This window comes from Arenibacter sp. F26102 (assembly GCF_023015865.1).
Taxonomy (GTDB): Bacteria; Bacteroidota; Bacteroidia; order Flavobacteriales; family Flavobacteriaceae; genus Arenibacter.
This window is the reverse complement of record NZ_JALKBC010000011.1, coordinates 71,466-96,005: the sequence shown is the minus strand read 5'-3', so window position 1 is coordinate 96,005 and position 24,540 is coordinate 71,466. Positions and strand designations below refer to the sequence as shown.

Genomic DNA, 24,540 nt, shown 5'->3' with positions numbered 1-24,540 from the left:
TAAATTCCAAATGATGTTTTTCATTTTATTAAATGGTGGGCAGTTAGCCCCGCCGATTTTAAAGGTAGTAGTAGCTTAAAAGTTAAATCTGCCAAAAGCCATCCCATTGCCCTGATTATTCGTTAATTTTCACTCCCAAAATATAGTTGCCTAGTGTACGCCATAGTTGAAACAGAAACCACAGGATTGAGGGGAGAAGATAATAAGATTACTGAAATCTGTATCCTGATTCACGATGGCGAAAAGGTAGTAAAGGAATTTTCTTCCTTAGTAAATCCCGAAGTGTCCATAAAATATAGGGCATCGCGTCAAAACGGAATTAATGACGGGATGGTTTATAATGCACCAAAATTCTATGAAATAGCAAAGGAGGTTGTTGAGCTTACCAATGACTGTATTTTTGTTTCGCACCATGTGAATTTTAATTTCAACGGGATAAAAAATGAGCTGGCATCCCTTGGTGGTGCTTTTAAACGCAAGAAAATTTCAACCTTAAGATTATCCCGAAAAGTTATTCCAGGTCAACAAAGTTATAGTTTGGGCGCCATGTGCAACTTTGTGGGCATTAATATCAGCCAAGGGCAAAATGCCAAGGATAAGGCGGAGGCTACAGTTGGTTTGTTGGAGAAACTATGGGCAATGGACAAGGACGGAATTTTTAATTTCATGTTGGGGCCACAACCGGGGCAGTCAGCCGTACCTCCTCTATGGCCTAAATTAACGGTGGCTGCCCTTCCCAATGCTACCGGAGTGTACTATTTTAAAAATGCAAAAGGAAAGATTATATATGTGGGCAAAGCTAAGGACATTAAACAACGTGTTTTGAGCCATGTCTACAGTAATTCGCATAAGGAAATGCGACTTTGTTTTGAAACTGCCCATATTGATTATACGCACACTGGCAGCGAGCTTGTGGCATTGCTTTTGGAATCCGACGAAATAAAAAAACACCTCCCAAAATTCAATCGAGCTCAAAAACGAATCGGATATCGCTATGGGGTTGGAGCACAAATAGACAAAAATGGTATAACCAACTTATTCTATGATCGATTGGGCGAGATAAATTCTCCTTTGGCTTGTTTCTATAATCAAGGGGAATGCATATCATTCTTGGAGGAATTGTGCAGTACCTATGACCTTTGTCCACGTTTTTGTAGTCTGCAGCAGATTTCAGGGGCCTGTTTTCATTTTCATATTAAAAAGTGTCGGGGTGTCTGTAGGGCATTGGAAACTGTGGAATCCTACAACAAACGAGTTGATCAAGCTTTAATGCCGATCGAGGATAATAAAAATACCTTCATCATAAAGGCCGAGGGAAGAAACAAGAATGAAAAATCGGTCATTGTGGTGGAAAATGGGGTATACAAAGGATTTGGTTATATGTCCAAAAGAAAAAGAATAAAGGCTTTTATGGATTATGGTAAACTGATTACTCCTTTAGCGGATAACAATGACGTCCAAAAAATTCTTAAGCGATATTTAAGGAGAGCGGATGGGGAGCCTATTTTTATAGAATATGGGCAATAAGTACCTTCTATAGATGAATGCCCACAATCTATGGTTGGTCTGACAGAAATGTAACTTATGAGAACCTTTTTCATCAAATTATGGTAACAATTATAATTAAGAAGATGGGCTTTACATTTCCTAATCGGGTGAAAATTTTAGAAAAAAATGTCCCTCTTTTTTTATCCTTATACCCATACCAGTGTAAAAGAATTAGCTAATATTTAATCTTTTCAAACCCAAACTAATGTTGGTAACGACTTTTCCCATTATATAATTGATTACCTTACTGTTTATATCCTATAATTGAAGCAATGAAGGCCGTTTATTTGGTGAAATATGGCAAATCTAATACTGCGTTTGAAATTCGGGAGGTCGAAATCCCGGAAATATCAAATGGTCAGGTACTGATAAAGGTAGAAGCTTTCGGAATTAATTTTGCCGATGTAATGGCCAGGCTTGGACTTTATAAAGGGGCACCACCATTACCAGCTTTGCTTGGTTATGAGGTAGTTGGCCGTATAGAAAAATGTGGGGACAATGTTAAAAATGTACAGGTTGGAGATCGTGTTAGTGCCATAACCCATTTTGGGGGATATGCGGAATATGCAATAGCTCAAAATGAGGTGGCCAACCAAATACCGGAATCCATGTCCGCAGGAACAGCAGTTGCACTTGCCACGCAATATACCACTGCTTATTTTTTGTCCCATGATATGGCCAATATTCAAGAGGGGGATAAGGTGCTTGTTCATGCCGCTGCCGGCGGTGTCGGTACTGCTTTGGTGCAATTGGCGCTACATAAAAAGTGTCTCGTTTTTGGGACCTGCAGTTCCTCGGATAAAATAGAATACCTCAGGAGTTGCGGGGTACAACATCCTATTAATTATACAAAAAAGGATTTTGCATCCGAGATTAAAAGCATTCTGGAAAAAGGAGGATTGGATGTTATTTTTGATCCCGTTGGTGGCCTTTCTGTAAGAAAAGGATATAAACTTCTTGCAGCTGGCGGAAGATTGTTGACTTACGGCGTATCCTCTATGAATAAAACAAAGTCAATTTTTGGAAAAATAAGAGTGTTGGCCCAATTTGGAATTTATCACCCACTCCAATTTTTAAGCAATTCTAGGGGAATGATAGGGGTAAACATGCTTAAAATGGGCGAAGAGAACCCTATGAAAGTGGCCAGGGCAATGAAGGCGGTTATCAAATTGGCCGAAGAAGGCATTATTCAACCCTTTGTAGGGGGGGAGTATGGGGTGGCACAATTGGCTGAGGCCCATGAGTTTTTAGAATCGCGAAAATCTAAAGGTAAAATAGTGGTGAAATGGTAAAGCGTAAAGACATAAAGATATGAAGAACCACTCATTAAAGGATAAGGTGGCCTTGGTGAGCGGATCCAGCATGGGCATAGGAAAAGCCATTGCCATGGAATTGGTACTAAGGGGTGCAAAAGTAGTATTAAATGGAAGGGAAGAGGATAGGTTGGGAACGGCCCATGAGGAATTTTCGAAAATGGGTTATGAGGTAAAGGCTTTTGTTGCAGATGTTCGTATTCCTGATCAATGTGCCTACCTTATTCAAGAGACTATTAGGAGTTTCGGTCAACTGGATATCCTAGTCAACAATGCAGGTATTAGTAGTAGGGGTTCAGTAGAGGATATGGCTACTTCCAATTTTATTATGCTTATGGAAACTAATTTTAATGGCTCTGCCTATCTAAGCAAATACGCCCTTGACCATTTAAAAAAGACTCGAGGAAACGTGGTTTTTATTAATAGTGCAGGTGGTTTCCGGGGAATGCCTTATAATTCTGCCTATACGGCATCAAAATTGGCCCAGGCGGCCTTAGTGGATGCTTTGCGGATAGAGTGGTATGATTATGGTATACATGTGGGAATAGCCCATGTTGGCTTTACGGTGAACGATCCTGAAAAAAAAATACTGGACGTAGATGGTTCATGGATCTATCTGCCCCAAAGAACAAATGTAAATTTGGCATCGCCGCAATCCGTAGCGAATAGTGTTTGTGATATGATCATCAAAAGAAAAAAGAGAATTACCTTAACAAGTTTGGGGGTTCTGGCCAATTTAATAATTCGCTATTTACCAATACTTACAGAATGGATTGTTTGGACAAATAGAAAAAAAATCAAGGAAGAATTTACATTAATAGGAGGAGAAAAAGTATATGAAAAGACATCGTCCTCCCTCTTGCCCAAGGAAGATCGGAATTAAATTTTATAATCTTTAAGGACATTTCCAACGTATTGATCCTAACTATAGTCAATATCACATCCCTTCCCAAAATTGTTGGGGATGGATGTGATAATTGAACCCTATTATTAAAATTATTAAAGTCGTTTATTTAATATCTATTTGGCTTCCAATGGTTGAGGTGTAGATAGTATGGCTGCCGGTACTACATTATCAATCGGTTTAATCGATTTTAAATAAGCGAAAATAGCAGCAAGGTCCTCATCAGAAAAATTACGATATTCGGTCCATGGCATGGGCGGTAACATAGGTCTTGTGCCATCCATACCTTTAAACTTCCCTTCCTTTATAGCCTTTAAGAATTGTGCTTCCGACCAATTGCCGATTCCGGATTCATCAGGAGTAAGATTAGCCGCAAAAGAGGTCCCCCAAGGCCCAACAGCGGCAGTAAGACCCATACTAAATAGTACATACGATTTTGCAGTTTCCTTGTCATAAGGTGGTAGGTGCTCATCGGATGGATGTCCGGATAGTCTTCTATCCGGGTCGACTTCCGGACCTCTGTCAGTCATTATTTTTGGGGAATGACAATCGTTACAACCAACAGAAGCCACAAGCTGCTCCCCTCTTTTTACTTTGTCGACCACAGGTATGGTTTCGGTCTTCGCCATTTCTTTGGTGGCAATTTCTTTTTGTTTAGGTGAATTACAGGCTATAAAGATAATTCCCATCATACAGAATATTAAATGACATGTTTTCATAATCTTTTGAATTAAATTGCTTAATACGAATTACTTGTAGATTTTTCTCGATCTACTTCTGAGCAAACATACTTCCTAGACTTAAGGTGGTATGTTGGTGCCAACTTCCTATTTGTTAGCGTGCATTATTTGATAATTCCATTTATAAAAGCTATAAAAAACTTTATACAATCGATCGGCCTGAAGTGTCCGTAAAATAAAATTAATATCAAAAAAAAGAGGGGGGTAGACTAACAATCCAAATTAAAAATTGGATATAAAATACTTGATAAAATCGCCTTGTTCTAGTTTGGGCAATTACCTAAAATTAATAAATATTCCAATATGAAATTGAAATATTTTTGGCATCGCTGAGGTTCTAGGAATAAAAAAAAGCCAATAGAAGTTATTCTATTGGCCTAGTAAAGATTGGTTGGTTAATTAGTATTATTTAAAGTCGGATACTTTTAATTGTTTTTGATCCCAGTATTCGTCCTTCCTAAATTCATAGTTAGTGGGATTATAGGAACCTACCAATTCTACATTGGTCTTGGTCGGTACCGGTAGATCTAGCGTCCAATACACGGCGTTTACAACCAATCGTCGGGTTCCTTCTATGGTGAAATCTACTGCCGAAAAAACCGTAGATGTAAAGGCTTTTCCTTCCTTACCCCCTGGAATCTGATAAGACTTGGTCCAGGCTACGGGCATTAGGGGAGCACTAACATCTTTTCCCGTGTTGTTGGTTTTGGCTGCCTCGTCATCGGTTGGCCGCATACCATAGAAAATATCGTTTTCGTCATAATCGCCTTTTCTATTCATTACCTTGCCCAAGATAATGGGCTGGGCATCCCCAGGAAGTGGAAGGCGGACTTCATATACATCGGCCGAAGCCCATACATCCCCATCAGAGATACTATTGGTTATTCCTGTAGATGTACCGGCCTCTGCGACAAAGCCTTTGGTACTTTGATGTTTATGGTGTCCGTGATGGCTAACCCAATTTTCTCCTAGAACGAGTCGGCCGAAACCACCATTCCATTCCTCTTTGTCTCCTTTATAGCCGTTTCCGTAATGTTTGTAATTAGAGACATCTTCCTCCTTAAAGTTGAAGGCATGTGTTGCCGTTCTAAGTCCAATAACAGGTTTTCCCATTCTGAGATAATCATCTATATGTTTCATTTGGTCGTCCGGCAAAGCTCTAAATCTTGTGGCAATAATCATTAGATCAGCACTGTCCAATGCTTCCAGTCCAGGTATGTTTTTAACATAATTAGCGTCTATTGTTCCAGGGAGCGCCGGATCTTGTGCGAACAACACGGTACAGTTAAAACCATGGTGCTTGGACAAGATTTTTGCCAATTGAGGCATTGATTCCTCAGAGCGATATTCTTCGTCTCCCGAAATAAGAACTATATGCTTTGCATTCTTATCACTACCTTCAAAAGTTAGCCATTGCTTTGGTGTATCCGTAGTTTCCACGGTCACTGCTTCATTGGACTTGGCCTCTTTTTGTTCTTTGCAGGCAAACATAAAAAGGCAAACAAGAATAGGTAATAGATTTTTCATTAGATGATTTTTCATTATTTTATTTTAGATGTAAAGAATTGGATTTATTATTTAATGCCCATTCCTTCTTTGATCAATTTTAAACCTTTGGTATAGATTTCTTCCGATGGGGAGTAATCCCGCCACACATTAATGGCATTGGCAAATTCAGGAATAATGGTGCTAAAAGCCTCTATAGTCAACCAACCGTCGTATTTAACTTCCTTTAAAGCCTTAAATACTTCGTCCCAATGGACTTGTCCCTCACCTGGCGTTCCTCTGTCGTTCTCACTAATATGTACATGTTTTAGATAAGGCGCAATGGTTTTAATGGCTTCGGACTGACTTTTTTCTTCAATATTCGCATGGTGGGTATCGAACATTGCTCCTAAATTAGGATGATTTACTTCCTTGGCCATGGCCCCTAAATCGGCCATGGTATTGTATAGATAACATTCAAATCTGTTAACCGCTTCGGGAGCAAGTATTATATTTGCCTTCTGGGCATAATCAGCAGCTTTTTGCAACATTTCATTACTCCATTGTTTTTCCTGCAAAGTGGGTGGTTGCCTTGTAAAATAGGCAAAAGTGGAATGAAAAGGCCCGCAAATTACTTCTACATTGGCCGCAGCACCCACATCAATGGACCATTTTAGTTTATCAAGACCGGCCTCTCTTGTTTTTTGATCGGGACTTGCTATATTCTCTTCTGGAGCCAAAGCTGCCACTGCTGTAACCCCCATATCCATATTGGAGAAATGATTGCCCAATTTGGTATAGTGTTTTTCATCTCCCTCACCTAGAAATAATTCAACTCCATCATACCCAGTTTTTTTTAGGGTATCAACAATATCAAAGTGTTGCTCTGTGACATGGTTAGTCCAGAGCAACATATTCATTCCAATTTTCATACTTAAATTTTATGTAATTTCTAATAGTCAGTAACGGGTTGGCCACTAGTAGCTTCAGCGGCATCTGTGCTTTTTCGTTTTTTAACCCAAAACCACAGTACGGTAAATAGGACGATCAAGATAGATGGAAATGCAACCATTGTCCCTAACGTAGCTTGTCCTGCTACCAATTCGAGCTCATCGCCTGTAAGTCCAGCTGCAGCTGCTTCTGCCTTATCAGCATCGATCCATCCACCAATGATTGGTTGGAATATGGAAGAAGAGAACATTCCTACAGCACCAATAATAGACATTCCCAAGGCGCCACTTTTTGGTATTTTGTCAGCTACAAAACCAATCATGTTTGGCCAGAAATAGGCTATTCCCAATGCAAAGAAAATTGCAGCAACATAGGCCATAGTTCCAGTTTGAGTGCTAAAAAGATAGATACCTATGGTAGCTAGAACAGCTGAGCCTAAAAGAACCCCCGTTTGATCGAATTTATGAACGACTTCTCCCCCAAAATATCGGGCTACAGCCATTAATCCTGTAACCAGTGCCAATATGATCATAGGTTCTGCACCACTCTTGGCCAAAATAAGACCCACCCATTGTTGCGGCCCAAATTCGGAGATAGCGGTAAGGGACATACAAATAATCATAAATATAAATAAGGGGGATATCATGGCTTTCAAATTACCACCAAGAGTGGCGGCTGCTTCAATTTTGGCTTTTGGCCAAGATTGTCCGAAGTACAAATAGGCATAGATCAGTGTCGGAATCATTATCACCCAGATCTGCGTCTCCCAACTTAAGCCTGCATCGGTCATGAATTTGGATACCAGACTACCTATAACAATTCCGCCTGGGAACCACATATGGAAACGGTTCATCATTCTACTCATCCTTGTACCCGAATAGGCGTCTGCTATCATGGGGTTACATGCTGCTTCTGTACAACCATTACCAAGACCTATTAATAAGGTGGATATGAGTAGGCCTATGTAGCTGCCAGAATATATGGTCAAAATAATTCCCAGAGCATGCGCAAAAAAGGCAAATTGCATAATCGCTTTTCCACCCACTTTATGGTAGATCAATCCTCCTATAACCATTGATATTGGAAAACCAAAAAACCACATAGAATTTATGAAGCCTAGTTGTTCCCCGGATAAGCTTAGTTCCTCACCCAGCTGAGGAAGAATCCCCGCCCTTATACTAAAAGAAAATGCTGTGGTAATTAATGCAAAACAACTACCATAAAATAGTCTATTGGCATTAGTTTTTTGTTGATCATTTGAATGTTCCATTGGTTTGATTAAAATTTTAATTAAAAGATGATTGATTATTCTATTTAAATTTCAGCGTATAAGTTTAATCTCTTTTTTACAATAATCATAATTTATTTTCAATTGTTTTGTCAAATGAAAAATTTAAGTCCACTTATATTACACTATTGGTACCTGTGCCTTGAGTCATTTGTTACCAACAATTTCATGATTCGATATATCTGAATTAATAAAGCTGATAAATTTAAACCTAATTGAATTTTCAAAGTTCCTATATCCTACTAAATAATGGTACTTTTTTGCCATAGGGTCAATTTAGGGTCATTGTATCGGAAAAGTACATGCCATATGGCTATAATTAGGTATACATATAGGGACAAGCTAATTTGTGATTTAAAAGTTATTGATTACGGGTTTAATGGATGGGATAAAATTTGCTTATTATTTGAAATTTTCTTCAATTAAAGCTCTTCTCGATAACAGGTCCATTAAAATGAATGGTTCCTTTGGGATTTTACTTCGAGGCCAAGAGCGAAGGTTTCGGGGATATGTTTGTACGGTTTTTGTTGTTACTAAGAAATACTGGTCTTGATATTCAGGAACAACTTGCGATACTCATGGGGGCTCATATGCACAATGGCTTTAAACTGCCTATTAAAATTGGACAACGCATTAAAACCGCATTCGTAACTTATTTGGGAAATATTGAAATTGTCCTCTAGCAATAATTTGCGGGAATGACCTATGCGAATTTCGTTTACAAAGCGAGTAAAAGTTTTATTGGCCCTAGGTTTAAAGTACCTGCAGAAGGAGGTAGTGGTCATATTCAGCATTTCAGCAATTTCTTCCAAGGATATTTTGGTTTTAAAATTGGTCATGACATATTCATAGACGATACGCATTTTGTCAGCATCGTCGCCTTTAAAGACATTGGTATAGCCTGGGCTGGAAAGTAGAAGGTATTCCTCACTATTGGCGAGGATATCTATTATTTCCAATAATTTTATAATTCTTTTGAACCCTTGTTCGTTATTTATTTTAAGGAGAAGTTTATTGATTTTATTTTGGGTTTCCCCATAAAATTCCATGCCCCTTACAGAATTTTCAACAAATTTATTTATGTTATAGAATTCCTCCTTACCCAACAAGGCTTCGCTAAAAAGTTCGTGGTCAAAATAAATGACCAAACCTCTGGTGGTGAGTTTACTGTTTTTTTTAAAATAAATTTCGTCGCTCCGCCATAAATGAGGCAGGTTGGGGCCTGTGACCACTAAGTCTCCTTTTTCAAAAGACTGTACGTGATCTCCAACAAATCTAGTACCCTTCCCTTCTGCAATCAAAGATATTTGGAAATCTGGATGAAAGTGCCAATTAGGATTAAAGTAGGGGCCTTCCATATCTTTAAAGATAAAAGTTTCCTTGGTAGTGAGTGTTTTTTCAATGTTGGGAGTACTCATAAATTACCGTTTTGGATTTCATTTTGGCTAAATTAAGACAAAAAAGTGTCATCATTTAGTAAAATATAGGGAATATCAATCCCGATAGTATTTTAGATTTGTAGAGCTAAGTTTCAATAGTCAGTTTTTATAGCAATAAATTTTACGGATAGTGCATAAAATGTGATAAAAAAATTGGATATTGATAAACTTTAGGGCTCGGAAATGCTGAGTATTTTTTAGTGCATTATTCAAACTTTGAATTCATATAATAACGGCAAGTTTAGGTGGGAAAAAAATGATAAATGAGTGTTTTTAGATTTGTATTATTATGTTAGAATCATTAATTTTTGCGTCTTCTTTATTTTCGATTATCCAGCGAAGAACAATATGGTATTTCGCAATGGTTTTTTTTCTTTGTTCATGTGCCGATCACGACAAGAAAAATTCCTTGGGTTTTAATTCGAAGCTGGTTGCTCAGGTAGGTGGAGGAGAGAAAAGGCAGTCGTTGACAGCACTGGGCAATGAAGATAAGTTCCGCATAACATATAAAGGAGAAGATGGTCCTGGGAAAGGTAAACATATTGTGTTTATTGCTACCGATCACGAATACAGAGGAGAGGAGACATTGCCTGCCTTGGCTAGGATTTTGGCAAAAAGATATGGTTTTACCTGTACAGTGGTATGGGCTTTGGATGATAATGGCAATATTTTTCCAGGTGGCTCAAACTTGAAAGGTTTGGACGTACTTAAAGTTGCAGATCTTATGGTAATATTTACAAGGTTTGCAAATTTTGAAGATAAGCAAATGCAATATATAGATGACTATCTGCATAAGGGACGTCCAGTAATAGGTTTAAGGACTTCTACCCATGCCTTTAATAACTCGGATAACCCCAATTGGAGGCACTATGATTATAAATACGAAGGGGAAAAAAAGGCTTGGCACGGTGGATTTGGAGAGGTGGTTTTAGGAGAGACCTGGGTGGGACATTACGGAAAGAACCATCAACAGGCATCCAAGCTAATTTTGGAGGAATCCAATAAAGATCATCCAATACTGTTAGGAGTAGCTAGTGCATGGGCACAGTGCGGAGGCTATAATGCATATCCCCAAGGAAAGGATTTAAAAATCCTAGCTCGCGGAAGGGTTTTGAACGGAATGACACCCGATGCTGAACCGGACACTACCAAAGAAGAACTTCCGGTAGCTTGGGCGCGCACTTACCAATTGGAATCAGGTGAGCCCGGACGTGCCTTTACTACTACGCATGGGGCTTCAGAAGACATATTGAGTGAAGGTTTTAGAAGAATGCTCATTAATGCCTGCTTATGGGGGCTGGAAATGGAAAAGGATATCAAAACGGACAATCCGATTGATTTTGTAGGAGGATTTGAGCCAACTACCTTTAAATTTGAGGGTTATCAGAAAAATGTAAAACCTTCCGACCTCGATGGTTGGGAATCTGTAATAATGCCAAGAAAATAATAAGAACAATTAAAATTAATGTTATGCCAGAAAATAACTATCCTAAACTCCACAACGCTTCGTGGCCAGGTGTGGTAGGAAAAGGACCTGATTCAGAGCCACCAATTTCTATAGATACCATGATCGAGTTAACGGCCAATGCCGAGGTAGATGGAGTTAAATTTGATGGATTTGATCTATTTGCCGCCGATCCCCATTTGGATATAGATTCCAATGATGACGGTATCAAGAAATTGGCAGATAAGGCCAGTGCAAAAAATTTGGAGATTGGAAGTTTGGTTGCTCCGGTATGGGCAGGAACTGGAGGGGGGTCGGCTATGGGGTCCCGGGAGGAACGAAATCAATTTGTAACACAGGTACGTAAAGCCTGTGTAATAGGAAAAAAATTACGGGATCTAGGAATACGTCCCAATGGTGTTATTCGCATCGATTCGTCCGTTGACCCACATAGTTGGGCAGCTGATCCTGTAGCCAATACAAAATTAATTGCTCAAACTTTCCGCGAGGCTTGCGATGTAGCCGCCGATTACGGAGAATCGCTTGCCGCTGAAGGTGAAATTTGTTGGGGTGGAATGCACGGTTGGAAAACCATGGTGAATACCCTTGAGGCCGTAGATCGTCCCAATATAGGATTTCAGGCCGATATGGCGCATACTTTATTGTATCTATTGGGGTATAATAAAGAGGATGAGAGAATATTGCCTAAAGATTTTGATTGGAGCGATAGGGCAACTTTAACAGAAGGTCTTAAAACCATAACCGCCGCTCTTCGGCCATGGACCATTGATTTTCACGTAGCCCAGAATGATGGCACGGTGTTCGGATCCGGATCACATGATAAAACAGGTAGACATTGTCAGGCCTCGGACCCGAACGGAAAATTGGATATCGCTGTGGATGCAGGCCATTGGTTGCGTGATGAAAATGGAATCCTGACCAAAAAAATAAGACATATCTGTTGGGATGGATGCATGTTCCCCAACGAGGTAATGATGCAGCCTAAAACTTGGAACGATATTTTAGGGGCTATGATCAAAGTACGCCAACTTCATGGGTGGTACGAAGCGACTTAAAATATATAGTCATTTCTCGATTGTTCAATATAAATTCAATTTAAAATAAAAAATAGAGTACACATGTCAAGTAAGAAAGAATTACGAATAGGAATGGTAGGATATGGATTTATGGGAAGAACCCATTCCAATGCCTATAGGAGGGTTGGCAATTTTTTTCCAGAACTGAAATATCAACCTATATTAAAAGCTATTTGTGGGCGTAATCTAGAACGGACGCAAGCATTTGCCGATCAATGGGGCTATGAATCAGTAGAAACCGATTGGAAAAAGCTGATTGCCCGTGATGATATTGATGCCATTGATATCTGTACTCCCAACAATATGCACGCCGAAATTGCCATTGCAGCCGCGGAAGCTGGAAAAATGGTTTTATGTGAAAAACCTTTGGCACGTACTGTTGCGGAAGCGCAACCTATGGTAGATGCCATTGAAAAGGCAGGAGTGCCAAATACGGTTTATTTCAATTACCGAAGATTGCCTTCCGTTAGCCTTGCAAAACGACTAATTGATGCGGGCAAACTGGGTAAAATATTTCATTATCGTGCCAATTTTTTACAGGATTGGACCATAAGTCCAGAACTTCCACAAGGAGGGGAAGGGTTATGGCGATTGGATAATGACGCAGCCGGATCTGGAGTTACAGGTGACCTATTGGCACATTGTATAGATACTGCAATGTGGTTGAACGGTGGTATAAAGGATGTTTCTGCCATGACCGAAACCTTTATTAAAGAACGGGTGCATACGGGTACCGGCGAAAAACAAGAGGTAACTATTGATGATGCCTGTATGTTTCATTGCCATTTTGATAATGGCTCTTTGGGACTTTTTGAATCTACTAGATACGCTAGGGGTCATAAGGCATTATATACTTTTGAAATAAATGGGGAGCATGCCTCCATAAAATGGAACCTGCACGACCTTCAGCGTTTAGAGTATTTTGACCATAGGGATGAGTCTCAGGAAAGAGGATGGCGTTCAATCCATGTTACGGATGGTGATCATCCCTATATGGACAAATGGTGGGTACCAGGCTTGTCCATTGGTTACGAGCATAGCTTTGTACATCAAATAGCGGATTTTCTTAAAGCTTTGGAAGAAGGTAAGCCATGTTCGCCTACCTTTAAGGAGGCTCAAGAAACACAGAAGGTATGTGAAGCTGTTTTGGATTCTGCCAAAACTAAAAGTTGGAAAGATACTGGTGTTGAATGGTAGCTTAAAATTTTCCCAAAGGAAAAGCATTAGTGTAAAGTTGGAGGCTAAATTTTTCAACTTGAATTTAACTTGAATTAAATTAATAAATTATCCCGATGAGTAATTCTATAAAAGGCTTTTGTCTTCAGAGCAACGAAAAAATATATCCAAACTCGGGCCAATCGGTACTGAGCAATTCCTCAGTAGTAGACATGGAAATCCCGCCATTAAAGGAAGGGGAAATATTGGCAAAAACACTGTACACAGGCATTTGTGGTTCAGACAATAGCGCAACTATTGGCAAGGCCAATTTTGACTGGGTGCAACGTCCCCGTGTTATTGGTCACGAATTTAGTGCCGAAGTATTGGAATTGGGACCTGGGGATCATGGAGACCTTAAAGTAGGCGATATTTTTACTCCTTTGGCCATGTTGGGTTGCCGGGAAGAAGATTGCCCTGCCTGCAGTGTATCCAAATGGAATTTATGTTCCAAAAAGGAAATAATAGGTTTCCATAGAAACGGCGGATTTGGACAACAAGTGGTGTTGGAATCAGATCGGGTTGTCCCTTTAATGAAGGGGCTAACACCGGCCCAAGGTGCCTTAGTAGAACCTTTGTCCATTATTACCAACGCACTTTACAATAAGTGCGATATTAAACCTGGTCAGGATGTGGTTGTAACAGGTTGCGGCATCATTGGAATGATGTCTGCCGAAGTGGCTAGGGCGGCAGGAGCAAGGGTTGCTGTTACAGGTATTGCACACGATCGCGATATCCGTTTAAAAAGAGCAAAGGAAAGAGGGTTCATTACTATAGAAGTTTCACCGGAAAACTCCTTGACCACGCAGTTGCAAAATGGCATCACAGATGATAATGGTGTTCCGTTTGGCTCTAACGGGAAAATAGATTTGCTTATAGAATGTTCCGGTGTACCACCAGTCCTAACAGAAGCTGTTGGTGTTGTAAAACCGGAAGGGGACATATGTGTTATTGCTACCTACGGAACCGATGTGCAGATCAATGCTACGCACCTTACCCGTACCTCATTGAATATGAGGGGATCTATGGGGTCTTGTAGGGCAGACTATATGGCAGCACAAAAACTGATGGTTACTGGAATTTTCCCTTCTGAACACTATACGGATTACTATGATTTTAAAGACATCAATCAAGCTTTTGAGGATTCTATAAAAGCTAATAATATGAAGGCGGTTGTAAAAATGAACTAAAAATTCGTTGGGTCCACATAAGACCTACAACATAATATCTAAAAAAACAAGCATTAAAGATTATGCACAAAATATTTATTACCGGAGGTACAGGCTGCATAGGTTCGGTCACAATTTACAAACTTTTACAATCAAATGAGGTTGGAAAAATTGTTATTGCAACACGCTCAAATAATACAGATCCATTGAAATTGTGGATGGGTGAAGATTTGGATTCCCGTTTGGAGTTCGTTACTCTCGATGTCTCCAATTACAAGGAGATTGAAAGGGTATTGTTTGAAGTGGACCCTACGCACATTATACATTTAGGGGCGTACCAAAGTCCAGATTGTTCCCGGGACCATATTGGTGGAATGGAAATAAATACCGGAGGTACAATGGCACTTTTTGATGCAGCTGAAAAATTGACCAACCTGAAACGGTTTGTGTTTGCAAGTTCTGCCGCAGTTTATGGTATGCGATTTATGTATTCGGAATCCATCATTCCTGAAAATGTCCCTTTAGCTCCACCCAATCATTATGGAATTTGGAAATTGGCCGGTGAGCATCTTGCTCGTTTATTTCATGACAATACCAAAGTACCAACGGTATGTCTGCGGTTAAATACTACTTATGGGAAAGGTAGGGATAAAGGAAAAACTTCTGCGCCCACCAATGCCTTAAAGGCTATAGTCCTAGGTCAGGTGGCAGGAAAGGTGATTCCCTTTGAAATGCCATATCAAGGACGGGAAAACTATCATTTTGTTGAAGATGTGGGTGCACAATTTGCTGCCTGTGTATTACAGCCCTATGAGGGCTTTGGTGCGTTTAATATACAAGGTGAAACTATTCCGATCACCTCATTTTTAGAAATTATTAAGGAACAGGCTAAATCTTTGGGCATGGGAGACTATGTTTCGTTATCCATTACCGAAGGAGCGCCACCTAACCTTTTTGTATGCGATTTAGATCATTCAAAAATAGCAAACACATTTAAAGATTTACCATTGACCGAAATAGCCGAGGGAATAAAAAATTCATTATTGGAGTTTAAGACCATGGCAGAAAAGGGCACTCTAAAATATTCTACTGCTGCCTCATGAAAAATATAGGAATAGGATTAATAGGAGCAGGGGATATTGCCGATTTACATGCGGAGGCCATTAACAGCTTGCCAGGAGCGCAACTCGTGGGACTTTGGAATAGAACCTTTGAAAAGGGAGCAAAAAAAGCCGAAAAGTTTGGGTGTAAGACCTACAGTTCCGTTGATGATTTGTTGGGTGATGCTGAAATAGATGCTGTTTTTGTATTGACCAATATGGAAACCCATTGCGATTATACCTTAAGGGCAGCAAAGGCAGGAAAGCATATATTGGTAGAAAAACCCGCGGCCTCCAGTATTTCTGAACTGGAACTCATGCAGGAAGCTGTCAATAAAGCCGGGGTGAAATGTATGCCCGTGCATAATTATATCTATGAAGCTGGTATAAAAAGGGCTAAATCCATGATTGAAAGTGGTAAACTGGGCGACATTTCCCAGTTTTATATGATGTACAATATTCATCATTCCGAAGAAATCAGGGCGCGCTACCCAGGAGTCATCCGTCAGATATTGACCCATCATAGTTATACAATGTTATATTTGGCCGGGCAACCTAAAACCGTATCCTGTCTAAAACATACCGTTGATACCACTATAGCTCCACAAGAAAATGTGGCAATGGCCAATATTCAAATGCAAAACGGTACCCTGAGTCATTTATCGGCTAGCTTCGCAAATGATGACCATGCTGGGGACCCATGGACTTGTATCATAAAAGTAATTGGAACCAAAGGTAGTACGCGTTATAGTTATCGTGATTGGGTCATAAATGAGCGCAATGGTGCGCACTCACAAACGTACCAATCCTACCCGGAATCCATCAAAAATACAGCGACACATTTTATCAACAATGTCCTACGGAATAATGAGGCGCCACTTTCAAGTCTTGAAGATGCCATTACCTGTCAACGAATTATAGAAGCTTGTGAAAAGTCTGTAAAAGAAGGAATTCACGTGAAAATCAATTAATTATATATCAAAAATGATGAATATTAGTAAAAAAGTTGCTTGGGGAAAGATTTTCCTGATGCTGTTCCTAGTCCTTGCCGTTTACAGCTGTAGTAAGGAGGAGGACAATACCTTAAAAATCGAACCTAACTCACATATAGTGTTGGTGGGTAATAATTTGGGATCTCGTATGATGAACTTTGGACATTTCGAAACCGAAATGCATCTTCGTTACCCTAATGATTCGCTTTATATCCGTAATATGTGTGATGGTGGTAACACACCTGGATTTAGGCCGCATTCCTCAAGAAATTCGCCTTGGGCGTTTCCTGGTGCTGATAAATATCAGCATGAGTCGGGGCAAGCCATACATTTCGTTGACGGTGAAGACGGACGCCGGTCAGGTCCTATTGGCCATTTTCCTTCTCCGGATGAATGGATTACTAGCCTAAAAGCAGATATTATTATCGGGTTTTTTGGGTATTCCGAGTCTTTTGAAGGGCAAGAAGGCCTGGATAATTATAAAGAGGAATTACGGGCGTTTATTAAACATACTTTAAGTCAAAAATATAATGGTGCCACACCTCCGCAATTGGCACTTGTATCGCCCATTGCCTTTGAAGATCTGTCCGATAAGATGGACTTGCCCAATGGACAAAAAGAAAATGGGAACCTAGAGCTATACACTGCGGCAATGAAAGAAGTAGCCGCGGAAGAAGGTGTTCTTTTTGTGAATGCTTTTGATCCCACTAGAGAATGGTATCAATCCGAAAGTACAGATTTAACCCAGGACGGTTTTCAGCTAAACGATTTGGGATACCAGAAATTTGCCAAGTTGTTGGCGGATAAAGTTTTCGGTACCCAAGAAAGTAAGGCCGAAGAAAACCGTGAATTGGTGCTGGATGCCGTAAATGAAAAAAACTGGTTCTGGCATAACGATTTTAAAATCCCCAATGGTGTTCATGCCTATGGAAGACGTTATGATCCATACGGTCCGGATAATTATCCTTTTGAGATAGAGAAAATACGTCAGATGACCGCAATTCGCGATACGGCGATTTGGGAAGCACTACAGGGCAAAAAAATGGATTTGGCCAAGAGTGATGCTCAAACCGTGGAACTACCTGAAGTACAAACCAATTATAAGGCCAGTGATAAGAATGGAACACCAGAGTATTTATATGGGAAAGATGCACTGGATAAAATTAAGACGGCACCAGGGTATAAGATAGAACTTTTTGCCTCTGAGGTAGAGTTTCCTGATCTGGCCAATCCCGTACAAATTTCCTTCGATAATAAAGGAAGGTTATGGGTAGGGGTAATGCCCAGTTACCCCCATTATAAGCCTGGCGATAGTAAACCCAATGATAAGTTGTTAATATTGGAGGATACGGATAATGATGGTAAGGCTGATAAGCAAACTGTCTTTGCGGACGGACTTCATCTTACTATAGGATTTGAATTTGCGCCAGAAGGAGTATATGTTTCTCAAGGAACCAACTTGGTATTATTAAAGGATACAGATGGCGATGATAAGGCCGATGCAAAGGATATCATTTTAAGTGGATTTGATGATCACGATACGCATCATGCAATTAGCGCGTTTACAGCCGATCCTTCAGGAGCAATCTATATGGGAGAAGGGGTGTTTTTGCATACAAATGTGGAAACTGCATATGGTACCGTTAGAGGAACTAATGGTGGGTTCTATAGGTATAGCCCACAAAGACATCATTTGGAACGTACTGCACAATTGCCCATTCCAAACCCATGGGGTATTGCTTTCGATGATTGGGGGCAACCATTTTTTGAACATACTTCAGGTCCATCAGCTACTTGGATGATGCCGGGAACAATTTTACCACGTTATGGGGTAAGTTCACCATTACCTGAAAACCTTATTGAAAAGAAACATTTGGTGAGACCAACTTCTGGATTGGAATTTGTATCAAGTAGGCATTTTCCTGATGCCGCGCAAGGCAATATGTTGATAGCCAATACAATTGGTTTCTTGGGTATTAAGGAGCATTCAATGGTAGATGACTCTAAAACTGCTGGTTATGTAAGCAAGCATCAAGAGGACCTAATTTCTGCAACCGATAAAAATTTTCGACCTGTAGATATGGAGTTTGCTCCTGATGGTTCTTTGTACGTCATAGATTGGCACAATGTGCTTATTGGGCATATGCAGCACAATGCCCGTGATCCCCTTAGAGATCATGCACACGGGAGAGTATATCGCATTACCTACCCATCTAGACCTTTGGTGGAACCTGCCAAGATTGTTGATGCCAGTATAGATGAATTATTGGAAAACCTTAAACTTCCTGAATATCGTACCCGATACAGAACTAAAAGGGAATTAAGAGCAAGGGATGCCTCAGAAGTTTTGTCAAAATTAAAGACTTGGGTGGCAAGCTTGGATAAAAGTGAGCCCAAATATGAACACTATCTGCTGGAAGCTTTATGGGTTACATGGGGCTTGAATAAAGTAGATGGACAATTACTAGAACAAGTACTCAACGCTAAAGATTTCAAAGCCCGTGCGGCTGCAGTAGGTGTTCTTCGCTATGCAGGACATCAGATCCCGGATCAAGCAGACCTTCTAATGGAAGCAGCCAAGGATGACAATCCTCGCGTAAGACTGGAGGCCTTGGTTGCTGCTTCTTGGTTGGGTAGGGATGTTGGAATTCCTATTATAACTGAAGCTGGAAAAAAGGGATTGGACAAATGGATGGAAAAACCCTATGAATCGGCCCTGGCACATTTAAATGGCCACAAAGCAGGGGAAGAACCCAAAGAGGTAATAAAGACCGATCTAAAGGGAAAAGACTTAGAACTTTTGGTTGCAGGAAGGGAAATATATATGAGGGATGGCTATTGTGCCACATGCCACCAACCGGATGGCCAAGGTCTGGAAGCTTCCGGCTTTCCTCCACTTGCTGGATCTGAATGGGTAACTGGTAATGTTGATAGACTTATAAAGTTAACAACAAATGGACTAATGGGACCTATAGAGGTTAATGGCAAGGCCTATCCTGGACAAGTGCCTATGACACCATTTGGAAATTTGCTTACTGCAGACGAAACTGCGGCCGTATTAACATATATTAGAAATACTTTTGGAAATAAGGCCTCCGTAATAACTGCAGATAAAGTAAAGGAAGTTCGTGAGCAAATAAAGGATAAACAAGGCTTTTATTCCCCAGAGGAATTATTAAAAGAGCATCCTCTCGGAAAATAATAAGTAAGGAAGTTAATTTTATAATTTAGGTTCAAAGGCTGTTTAAAGAGTTTTTCTTTTAACAGCCTTTTTTCTATTTTAAGGGTTTTTTTGAAAACTGCACTTTCAAATTTTAAATCGTGTGTTTCTGCCAAGATTTTGTTAAAAACCAATGTTTTTTAGGATTATACATTAATTAGCCATATTATTCGAGATTATTGTGTTAAGTTTTCATACGTTTATACGACTAATGGATTTTTAGTACAGGATTAATTAATAGTTGAACAGTAAAAATAGTTATTAAATATGGGAAGGCCGGCGACAAAACCAACGGAACTAAAGGACGGATATTATATTGAAGTTCGAAATAAAAATCAAAAAACTGGAGGTATAAAAATCAGAAGGGATACGGAGGAGCAAATGTTATATGCTTTGGAAGAATACAAGAAAAGTAAGGACGTTACCGTACTTGGTAAATTAAAGAATGGTAAAATGATGGATTTGGCAGGCTAGCCTGTGGAAAATCTAAAAGTTTAGTTTTAAACCCTGCCTTCTAAGGGCAGGGTTAATTTTTTGAACAAGGACTTATCTTCTTTTTTGTTCCGCTGTTCAAATAGAGTTTTTGGGAATAAATCAAAGTAAGACAAGTAGTTTCTTCCTGAATAAATAACTGCAACAACGGTTGTGGTATAGAAATGTTATGCTCTAAATATTTCCTTTTCTTCAATATTCAGATCGGGTACAGGGGTTATCTTTTATTCCAAAATGTGATTTCATTTTACTAAAATATAATTGAACCTAAATTTTACACTAGTCCTTCATGGCCAGGATATATTCCGCCACGGCCATTTTGGCTTCATGTGATAAATAGTCCTGTGGTGGCATTTCGGGATAGTCTTCCCTGAGATTTTTTGGTGCAGTTATATAGTCTACAATTCCCTGCGGATTGTTCTGGTGGATGGCCTGTATAATTTCCATGGGAGGACCAATTAAACGATTTCCAAAGGCATGACAACCGGCACACACACCATAATACGTTAGTTCGCCCAGTTCTTCTTTGGAAACCGATCTAGGTGGCACTGGAGACGGAGTCATCAATGTCGGTATATCTTTGGTGTCGGTCATTTGTGCGATACCGTAATTATCCAAACCAAAGGTGCGATACCTATTCTTATCCCTAATGGTACTTCCAGAACCTCCGCCGTATGCGAATATATCCGGTCCCTTGGTATCCATCTGGGTAAGCATTATGGCCTTTATTTCACCAGTTGGAGCGTTTCCATTGTTGAACATAATATTGTCAAGAATTACAACCCTGTCAGGGTTTCCTTCAGAATTGGGGTCATTGGCCTTGGGAGCCCCGGTGGCAAGATCTACTATGGTAATCCCGGTATTATTATTCCCTGTTATGATATTGTTTTCAACAACAACATCGTCGGCTGCCATTATAAGGATTCCCGTTCCGGCGGGAATTCCTGAAACGGTAGACCCTGGAGCACCAAAGTTTTCATGATTGTTGTTTACCACAAAATTGTTACGTAAAATAACATCAAAAGTGGTTTTTATGGGTAAACCAGGTGTTACAAAGGCCAGAAGGCCTGCGGTATTATTGTGCGCATAATTATTCTCGACCAAACAGTGCCTGGAATTTTCTATTTCTATGCCCGCAACATTGTCAAATACTTCGTTATGTAACACATCAACATTATCGCACATACCAACGTAAATGGCCGCATCCGCTATTTTACTGAGAACATTGTGTTCAATAAGTCCGTTTTTGCCATATTGCGGAAAAATGCCGTAAACACCGGTATCTATGATCCAGTTATTGCGAATTATAAAGTTGTTGCCAGCTTGGCCCATGACACCATTGCCTTTGTAATTAATGATTTTAAAATTCTCTATTAAAATGCCATTGCCCGAATAGAGGAACGCATCATTAATTTCCTTTTTTCCGTCCAAGGTTGGCCATTCACCATTGATTACCACCCCTTGTAGGCTAATATTGTCCTTGTCAATATAAACGTTCTCCGAGTACGTTCCGGGATAAACACGTATAAGATCACCGGGAATTGCTTCTTTTACAGCATTCTGAATAGAAGACCCCTTTCTTACTTCTATTATCTTTCCTGTAAATCCTTGGTGGGAAGCTACATCGGTATTATCGTTGGAAAGACCAATGTTTCTATACTTCATAGTAGAGGGTATAGGAACTGTATTTACATTCTTTTGACCAAAAAACGATTTTCCCAAGAACACTCCAATACCCAATAGTACTATAGATCCTATGATTTTTAATAAAGGTGATTTTTTCTTCATTTTATTTTATTGATGGTTAATTAAGTTGATGATTTTGATGTTCTGAGTCCGGAAGGGAGTGTCTCAGGTATAATGGGCTTAAAAGATTCATCTGTCAGGGTTTTAAGAAAATCCACCAGGCGGTCCAATTCATAATCGGTTAAATTGGGTTCCCAAATGTGCCAATGGATCAATAAATTCTCTCCTTCAGGAACCGCATGCCCACGACCGTCAGTATAAAATTGCACCGTTTCACGAAGGGTTTTGAATGTCCCCGAGTGCATATAAGGAGCTGTTTTTGCTATATTCCTAAGACTCGGAACTTTAAATGCTCCTCTTAGGCTTTTATCTTTATAAGGTATTTCGGCACCTGGATCCAACGCAAGGCCATCGGGTTCAGGTGTGCCAATAACGGCAAATTGTTGATTTGTAAAGAGGGGAGGGGTGTGGCACTCTGCGCAACGGGCCACAAAAGACCTAAATACGTTAAGTCCTTCGATTTCGTGCTTATTTAACGCTTTATCATATCCATGGGCATATTGGTCATATTTACTATTTAGGGAAAGCAAAGAGGATTGGAAAGCTGCTATGGCCCTTGTAATTTCGCTGAGCGCTATAAGTTCGTCCCTTTGCCTTTTTGGAAATGCTTCTGCAAATAATTTTTGGTAATTTTCAATTCCATTAATAGTCCGCAGTAAATTTTCCGGAGTATTTCCCATTTCTTCCTTGGAAAACAAGGGTTCCAACATTTGTTCTTCCAAAGTTGTGGCACGACCGTCCCAAAAGAGCCTTTTTAAATAGCCCACATTGTACAGTGAAGGGGCGCCCCTTTTTAGATTAACACCGTCCACGCCTTTGCTAACCGGTAAACCATCACCAAATCCTTTGTTGGGGTCATGGCATGTTGCACAGGAAATGGTTTGGTCGGCAGAAAGAGCGGGATCAAAAAACAAGTACCTACCCAAGTCTATTTCTTGGGGAGAAAAACCATCGCGAACTTCAGGTAGTGCGGATTTCAAACCTCCAACACCGGCCTTGTTGGTTATGGCATATTGATTATAAAGATTCCGGGCAATACACTCATTATTCGCATTCAATTTAAATCCAGGAGGGCAGGTACTCATTAAAAGCGGAACTGGGTAATAGGGCGTGGATTTTTGCCCGGAAAAGAACACTCCCGCTAGGGTTCCTATAAGTAAACCTGATAGAATTAATTTTAATGTGAACTTACTTTTTTTCATTGGTTCAATATCCCTCTATAATTTGACCATTTGTCTTGTAATGGTTAAAAATTAGCTCGAATTATCTCAAAATTAATAATGTTGTATTAACAACTTACTTATTCTAATTTCTTTGTGATGAAATAACCCTATTTGGGATTAATGGGATATTGTTGAGTGTATGGCTTTTTCAAAATCGGCCTTGTAACCGGAAGAAACAGGAATTGTTTCATTGTCAATATACTGCACCCTTAGGGCGTAACCTTTTTTGGTTTTTTTAAAGGAGGAGATGTGAGCGGTATTTACCATATATGACCTATGGATACGGATTAGGTTCGGGTCGTTTATCATGCCTTCCAATTCTTTGAAACTCAACCTCACCAATTCCCTAACGGTTTGTTCTCCTTGTATGTAAAAAAGTTCCAGATAGTTTCCTGCAGATTTAATATACAATAATTGGAAATATTTAATTGCTATGATTAATTTGTTATTTTCTCCGTTTATGACCAGCAAATCCTTATTGCCCGATGTATTGGAGCCAAGATTATGGTGTTGGACTTCCTGAACAAAGGGTGATTTTTGTTTGATTTTGGCATACCATAAAAACATTGTATAGGGCACCGCCACTACTAAACCTATTTGCCAAAAGCTAAGTATGAATTCCGAAATTTGTTCTTGCAGCGCTCGCATAGGCGGACTATAGGCAATCTCAAATATTAGGGCAATTAATCCTATTTCCATAAGTCCCCAGAGAAGTAAACTATAGATTTTAAATCTTATGGGCCCAAATATTGTACGCAGTACAAACTGACTGAAAATAAGTACACTAAAGCCTATTAGGACAAACTCCCAATAATAATTTTCTCCCCATTTATTGATGTTGTAAGGCGCATAAATATTGATAAAAATGAAAGAATACAGACTAATAAAGCCAATCAATAAGAGTTTGTTTCTGGCAGAATTCAGAAAGGGCAGATCTTGTTTTAATATGGCTGCTATACGTTTCATCATAGGTTGGACCGGTTACAAAATTAAATCGCCGTAATTTTTTAGGATTACAGGTTCAAAATAATAACTACATCGAATCTAGTAAAAATAGTCGTAACTGCTACTTTCTCTGATTAGTTATACGTTGAATATGGCAATCTTATATGCA

General features: G+C 39.7%; 19 protein-coding genes. 11 read left to right on the top strand and 8 right to left on the bottom strand.

All coding sequences use genetic code 11. The annotated features are described in order from the left end of the window. Nucleotides 1-153 precede the first annotated feature (153 nt). The 3 genes from MWU78_RS22590 to MWU78_RS15665 all read left to right on the top strand — a co-directional run bounded on the left by MWU78_RS22590 (nt 154) and on the right by MWU78_RS15665 (nt 3,744). A complete protein-coding gene (locus tag MWU78_RS22590; RefSeq protein WP_246999409.1) occupies nt 154-1,527 on the top strand; it encodes an exonuclease domain-containing protein in 1,374 nt (457 codons plus the stop codon). A 293-nt stretch (nt 1,528-1,820) separates the two neighbouring features. After that, nucleotides 1,821-2,840, top strand: coding sequence for a zinc-binding dehydrogenase (locus MWU78_RS15670; RefSeq protein ID WP_246999407.1), 1,020 nt, complete (start codon nt 1,821-1,823; stop codon nt 2,838-2,840). Between the two features lie 19 nt (nt 2,841-2,859). Continuing rightward, on the top strand, nt 2,860-3,744 hold the full coding sequence (locus MWU78_RS15665) for an SDR family NAD(P)-dependent oxidoreductase (RefSeq protein WP_246999405.1): 885 nt from the start codon (nt 2,860-2,862) through the stop codon (nt 3,742-3,744). 137 nt (nt 3,745-3,881) lie between these two features. Here the strand turns inward: MWU78_RS15665 and MWU78_RS15660 are convergent, their stop codons facing one another. The 5 genes from MWU78_RS15660 to MWU78_RS15640 form a co-directional block, all read right to left on the bottom strand. Next, complete coding sequence (locus MWU78_RS15660) at nt 3,882-4,484, bottom strand: c-type cytochrome (RefSeq protein WP_246999403.1); 603 nt, start codon at nt 4,482-4,484, stop codon at nt 3,882-3,884. 426 nt (nt 4,485-4,910) lie between these two features. Further along, nucleotides 4,911-6,047 (bottom strand): hypothetical protein, encoded by a 1,137-nt coding sequence (locus MWU78_RS15655; RefSeq protein ID WP_246999401.1) that lies wholly within the window; start codon nt 6,045-6,047, stop codon nt 4,911-4,913. A 32-nt stretch (nt 6,048-6,079) separates the two neighbouring features. Continuing rightward, nucleotides 6,080-6,922 (bottom strand): sugar phosphate isomerase/epimerase, encoded by an 843-nt coding sequence (locus MWU78_RS15650; RefSeq protein WP_246999399.1) that lies wholly within the window; start codon nt 6,920-6,922, stop codon nt 6,080-6,082. Nucleotides 6,923-6,942: 20 nt separating this feature from the next. Next, entirely contained in the window at nt 6,943-8,211 is a 1,269-nt protein-coding gene (locus tag MWU78_RS15645; protein WP_246999397.1) for an MFS transporter, read from the bottom strand. A 551-nt stretch (nt 8,212-8,762) separates the two neighbouring features. Next, nucleotides 8,763-9,647: an AraC family transcriptional regulator gene (locus MWU78_RS15640; protein WP_246999395.1), complete on the bottom strand. Its 885-nt coding sequence runs from the start codon at nt 9,645-9,647 to the stop codon at nt 8,763-8,765. 382 nt (nt 9,648-10,029) lie between these two features. Here MWU78_RS15640 and MWU78_RS15635 point away from each other — a divergent pair, with 382 nt between their 5' ends. The 8 genes from MWU78_RS15635 to MWU78_RS15600 all read left to right on the top strand — a co-directional run bounded on the left by MWU78_RS15635 (nt 10,030) and on the right by MWU78_RS15600 (nt 20,379). Then, on the top strand, nt 10,030-11,115 hold the full coding sequence (locus tag MWU78_RS15635; protein ID WP_246999393.1) for a ThuA domain-containing protein: 1,086 nt from the start codon (nt 10,030-10,032) through the stop codon (nt 11,113-11,115). A 23-nt stretch (nt 11,116-11,138) separates the two neighbouring features. Continuing rightward, a complete protein-coding gene (locus MWU78_RS15630) occupies nt 11,139-12,188 on the top strand; it encodes a TIM barrel protein (RefSeq protein WP_246999391.1) in 1,050 nt (349 codons plus the stop codon). Between the two features lie 63 nt (nt 12,189-12,251). Next, the gene (locus MWU78_RS15625; protein ID WP_187582994.1) at nt 12,252-13,406 is read left to right on the top strand and encodes a Gfo/Idh/MocA family oxidoreductase; all 1,155 of its coding nucleotides are present in this window, start codon (nt 12,252-12,254) and stop codon (nt 13,404-13,406) included. Between the two features lie 95 nt (nt 13,407-13,501). Beyond that, complete coding sequence (locus MWU78_RS15620; RefSeq protein WP_246999390.1) at nt 13,502-14,614, top strand: alcohol dehydrogenase catalytic domain-containing protein; 1,113 nt, start codon at nt 13,502-13,504, stop codon at nt 14,612-14,614. A 62-nt stretch (nt 14,615-14,676) separates the two neighbouring features. After that, complete coding sequence (locus MWU78_RS15615; protein WP_246999387.1) at nt 14,677-15,696, top strand: NAD(P)-dependent oxidoreductase; 1,020 nt, start codon at nt 14,677-14,679, stop codon at nt 15,694-15,696. Further along, entirely contained in the window at nt 15,693-16,664 is a 972-nt protein-coding gene (locus tag MWU78_RS15610; protein ID WP_246999385.1) for a Gfo/Idh/MocA family oxidoreductase, read from the top strand. The genes MWU78_RS15615 and MWU78_RS15610 overlap by 4 nt, the downstream gene beginning before the upstream one ends. Before the next feature lie 13 nt (nt 16,665-16,677). Further along, nucleotides 16,678-19,887, top strand: a complete 3,210-nt coding sequence (locus MWU78_RS15605) for a PVC-type heme-binding CxxCH protein (RefSeq protein WP_246999383.1) — start codon at nt 16,678-16,680, stop codon at nt 19,885-19,887. Nucleotides 19,888-20,172: 285 nt separating this feature from the next. After that, a complete protein-coding gene (locus MWU78_RS15600; protein WP_187583002.1) occupies nt 20,173-20,379 on the top strand; it encodes a hypothetical protein in 207 nt (68 codons plus the stop codon). A 297-nt stretch (nt 20,380-20,676) separates the two neighbouring features. Here MWU78_RS15600 and MWU78_RS15595 read toward each other — a convergent pair whose 3' ends face one another. The 3 genes from MWU78_RS15595 to MWU78_RS15585 form a co-directional block, all read right to left on the bottom strand. Beyond that, the gene (locus MWU78_RS15595) at nt 20,677-22,185 is read right to left on the bottom strand and encodes a parallel beta-helix domain-containing protein (RefSeq protein WP_246999382.1); all 1,509 of its coding nucleotides are present in this window, start codon (nt 22,183-22,185) and stop codon (nt 20,677-20,679) included. Between the two features lie 20 nt (nt 22,186-22,205). Beyond that, nucleotides 22,206-23,405 carry a cytochrome c peroxidase gene (locus tag MWU78_RS15590; protein WP_246999381.1) on the bottom strand — a complete coding sequence of 400 codons (1,200 nt, stop codon included), beginning with the start codon at nt 23,403-23,405 and terminating at the stop codon, nt 22,206-22,208. 138 nt (nt 23,406-23,543) lie between these two features. Then, nucleotides 23,544-24,395, bottom strand: a complete 852-nt coding sequence (locus MWU78_RS15585) for a LytTR family transcriptional regulator DNA-binding domain-containing protein (RefSeq protein WP_246999380.1) — start codon at nt 24,393-24,395, stop codon at nt 23,544-23,546. Nucleotides 24,396-24,540 lie beyond the last annotated feature (145 nt).

Excerpts from the sequence above, each read along its gene's own strand:
- MWU78_RS15650 (WP_246999399.1), bottom strand. The coding sequence starts at position 6,922 with ATGAAAATTGGAATGAATATGTTGCTCTGGACTAACCATGTCACAGAG.
- MWU78_RS15665 (WP_246999405.1), top strand. The coding sequence starts at position 2,860 with ATGAAGAACCACTCATTAAAGGATAAGGTGGCCTTGGTGAGCGGATCC.
- MWU78_RS15595 (WP_246999382.1), bottom strand. The coding sequence starts at position 22,185 with ATGAAGAAAAAATCACCTTTATTAAAAATCATAGGATCTATAGTACTA.
- MWU78_RS15585 (WP_246999380.1), bottom strand. The coding sequence starts at position 24,395 with ATGATGAAACGTATAGCAGCCATATTAAAACAAGATCTGCCCTTTCTG.
- MWU78_RS15645 (WP_246999397.1), bottom strand. The coding sequence starts at position 8,211 with ATGGAACATTCAAATGATCAACAAAAAACTAATGCCAATAGACTATTT.
- MWU78_RS15640 (WP_246999395.1), bottom strand. The coding sequence starts at position 9,647 with ATGAGTACTCCCAACATTGAAAAAACACTCACTACCAAGGAAACTTTT.
- MWU78_RS15610 (WP_246999385.1), top strand. The coding sequence starts at position 15,693 with ATGAAAAATATAGGAATAGGATTAATAGGAGCAGGGGATATTGCCGAT.
- MWU78_RS15625 (WP_187582994.1), top strand. The coding sequence starts at position 12,252 with ATGTCAAGTAAGAAAGAATTACGAATAGGAATGGTAGGATATGGATTT.
- MWU78_RS15605 (WP_246999383.1), top strand. The coding sequence starts at position 16,678 with ATGATGAATATTAGTAAAAAAGTTGCTTGGGGAAAGATTTTCCTGATG.
- MWU78_RS15660 (WP_246999403.1), bottom strand. The coding sequence starts at position 4,484 with ATGAAAACATGTCATTTAATATTCTGTATGATGGGAATTATCTTTATA.
- MWU78_RS15600 (WP_187583002.1), top strand. The coding sequence starts at position 20,173 with ATGGGAAGGCCGGCGACAAAACCAACGGAACTAAAGGACGGATATTAT.
- MWU78_RS15670 (WP_246999407.1), top strand. The coding sequence starts at position 1,821 with ATGAAGGCCGTTTATTTGGTGAAATATGGCAAATCTAATACTGCGTTT.
- MWU78_RS15620 (WP_246999390.1), top strand. The coding sequence starts at position 13,502 with ATGAGTAATTCTATAAAAGGCTTTTGTCTTCAGAGCAACGAAAAAATA.
- MWU78_RS15635 (WP_246999393.1), top strand. The coding sequence starts at position 10,030 with ATGGTTTTTTTTCTTTGTTCATGTGCCGATCACGACAAGAAAAATTCC.
- MWU78_RS15630 (WP_246999391.1), top strand. The coding sequence starts at position 11,139 with ATGCCAGAAAATAACTATCCTAAACTCCACAACGCTTCGTGGCCAGGT.
- MWU78_RS15655 (WP_246999401.1), bottom strand. The coding sequence starts at position 6,047 with ATGAAAAATCATCTAATGAAAAATCTATTACCTATTCTTGTTTGCCTT.
- MWU78_RS15590 (WP_246999381.1), bottom strand. The coding sequence starts at position 23,405 with ATGAAAAAAAGTAAGTTCACATTAAAATTAATTCTATCAGGTTTACTT.
- MWU78_RS15615 (WP_246999387.1), top strand. The coding sequence starts at position 14,677 with ATGCACAAAATATTTATTACCGGAGGTACAGGCTGCATAGGTTCGGTC.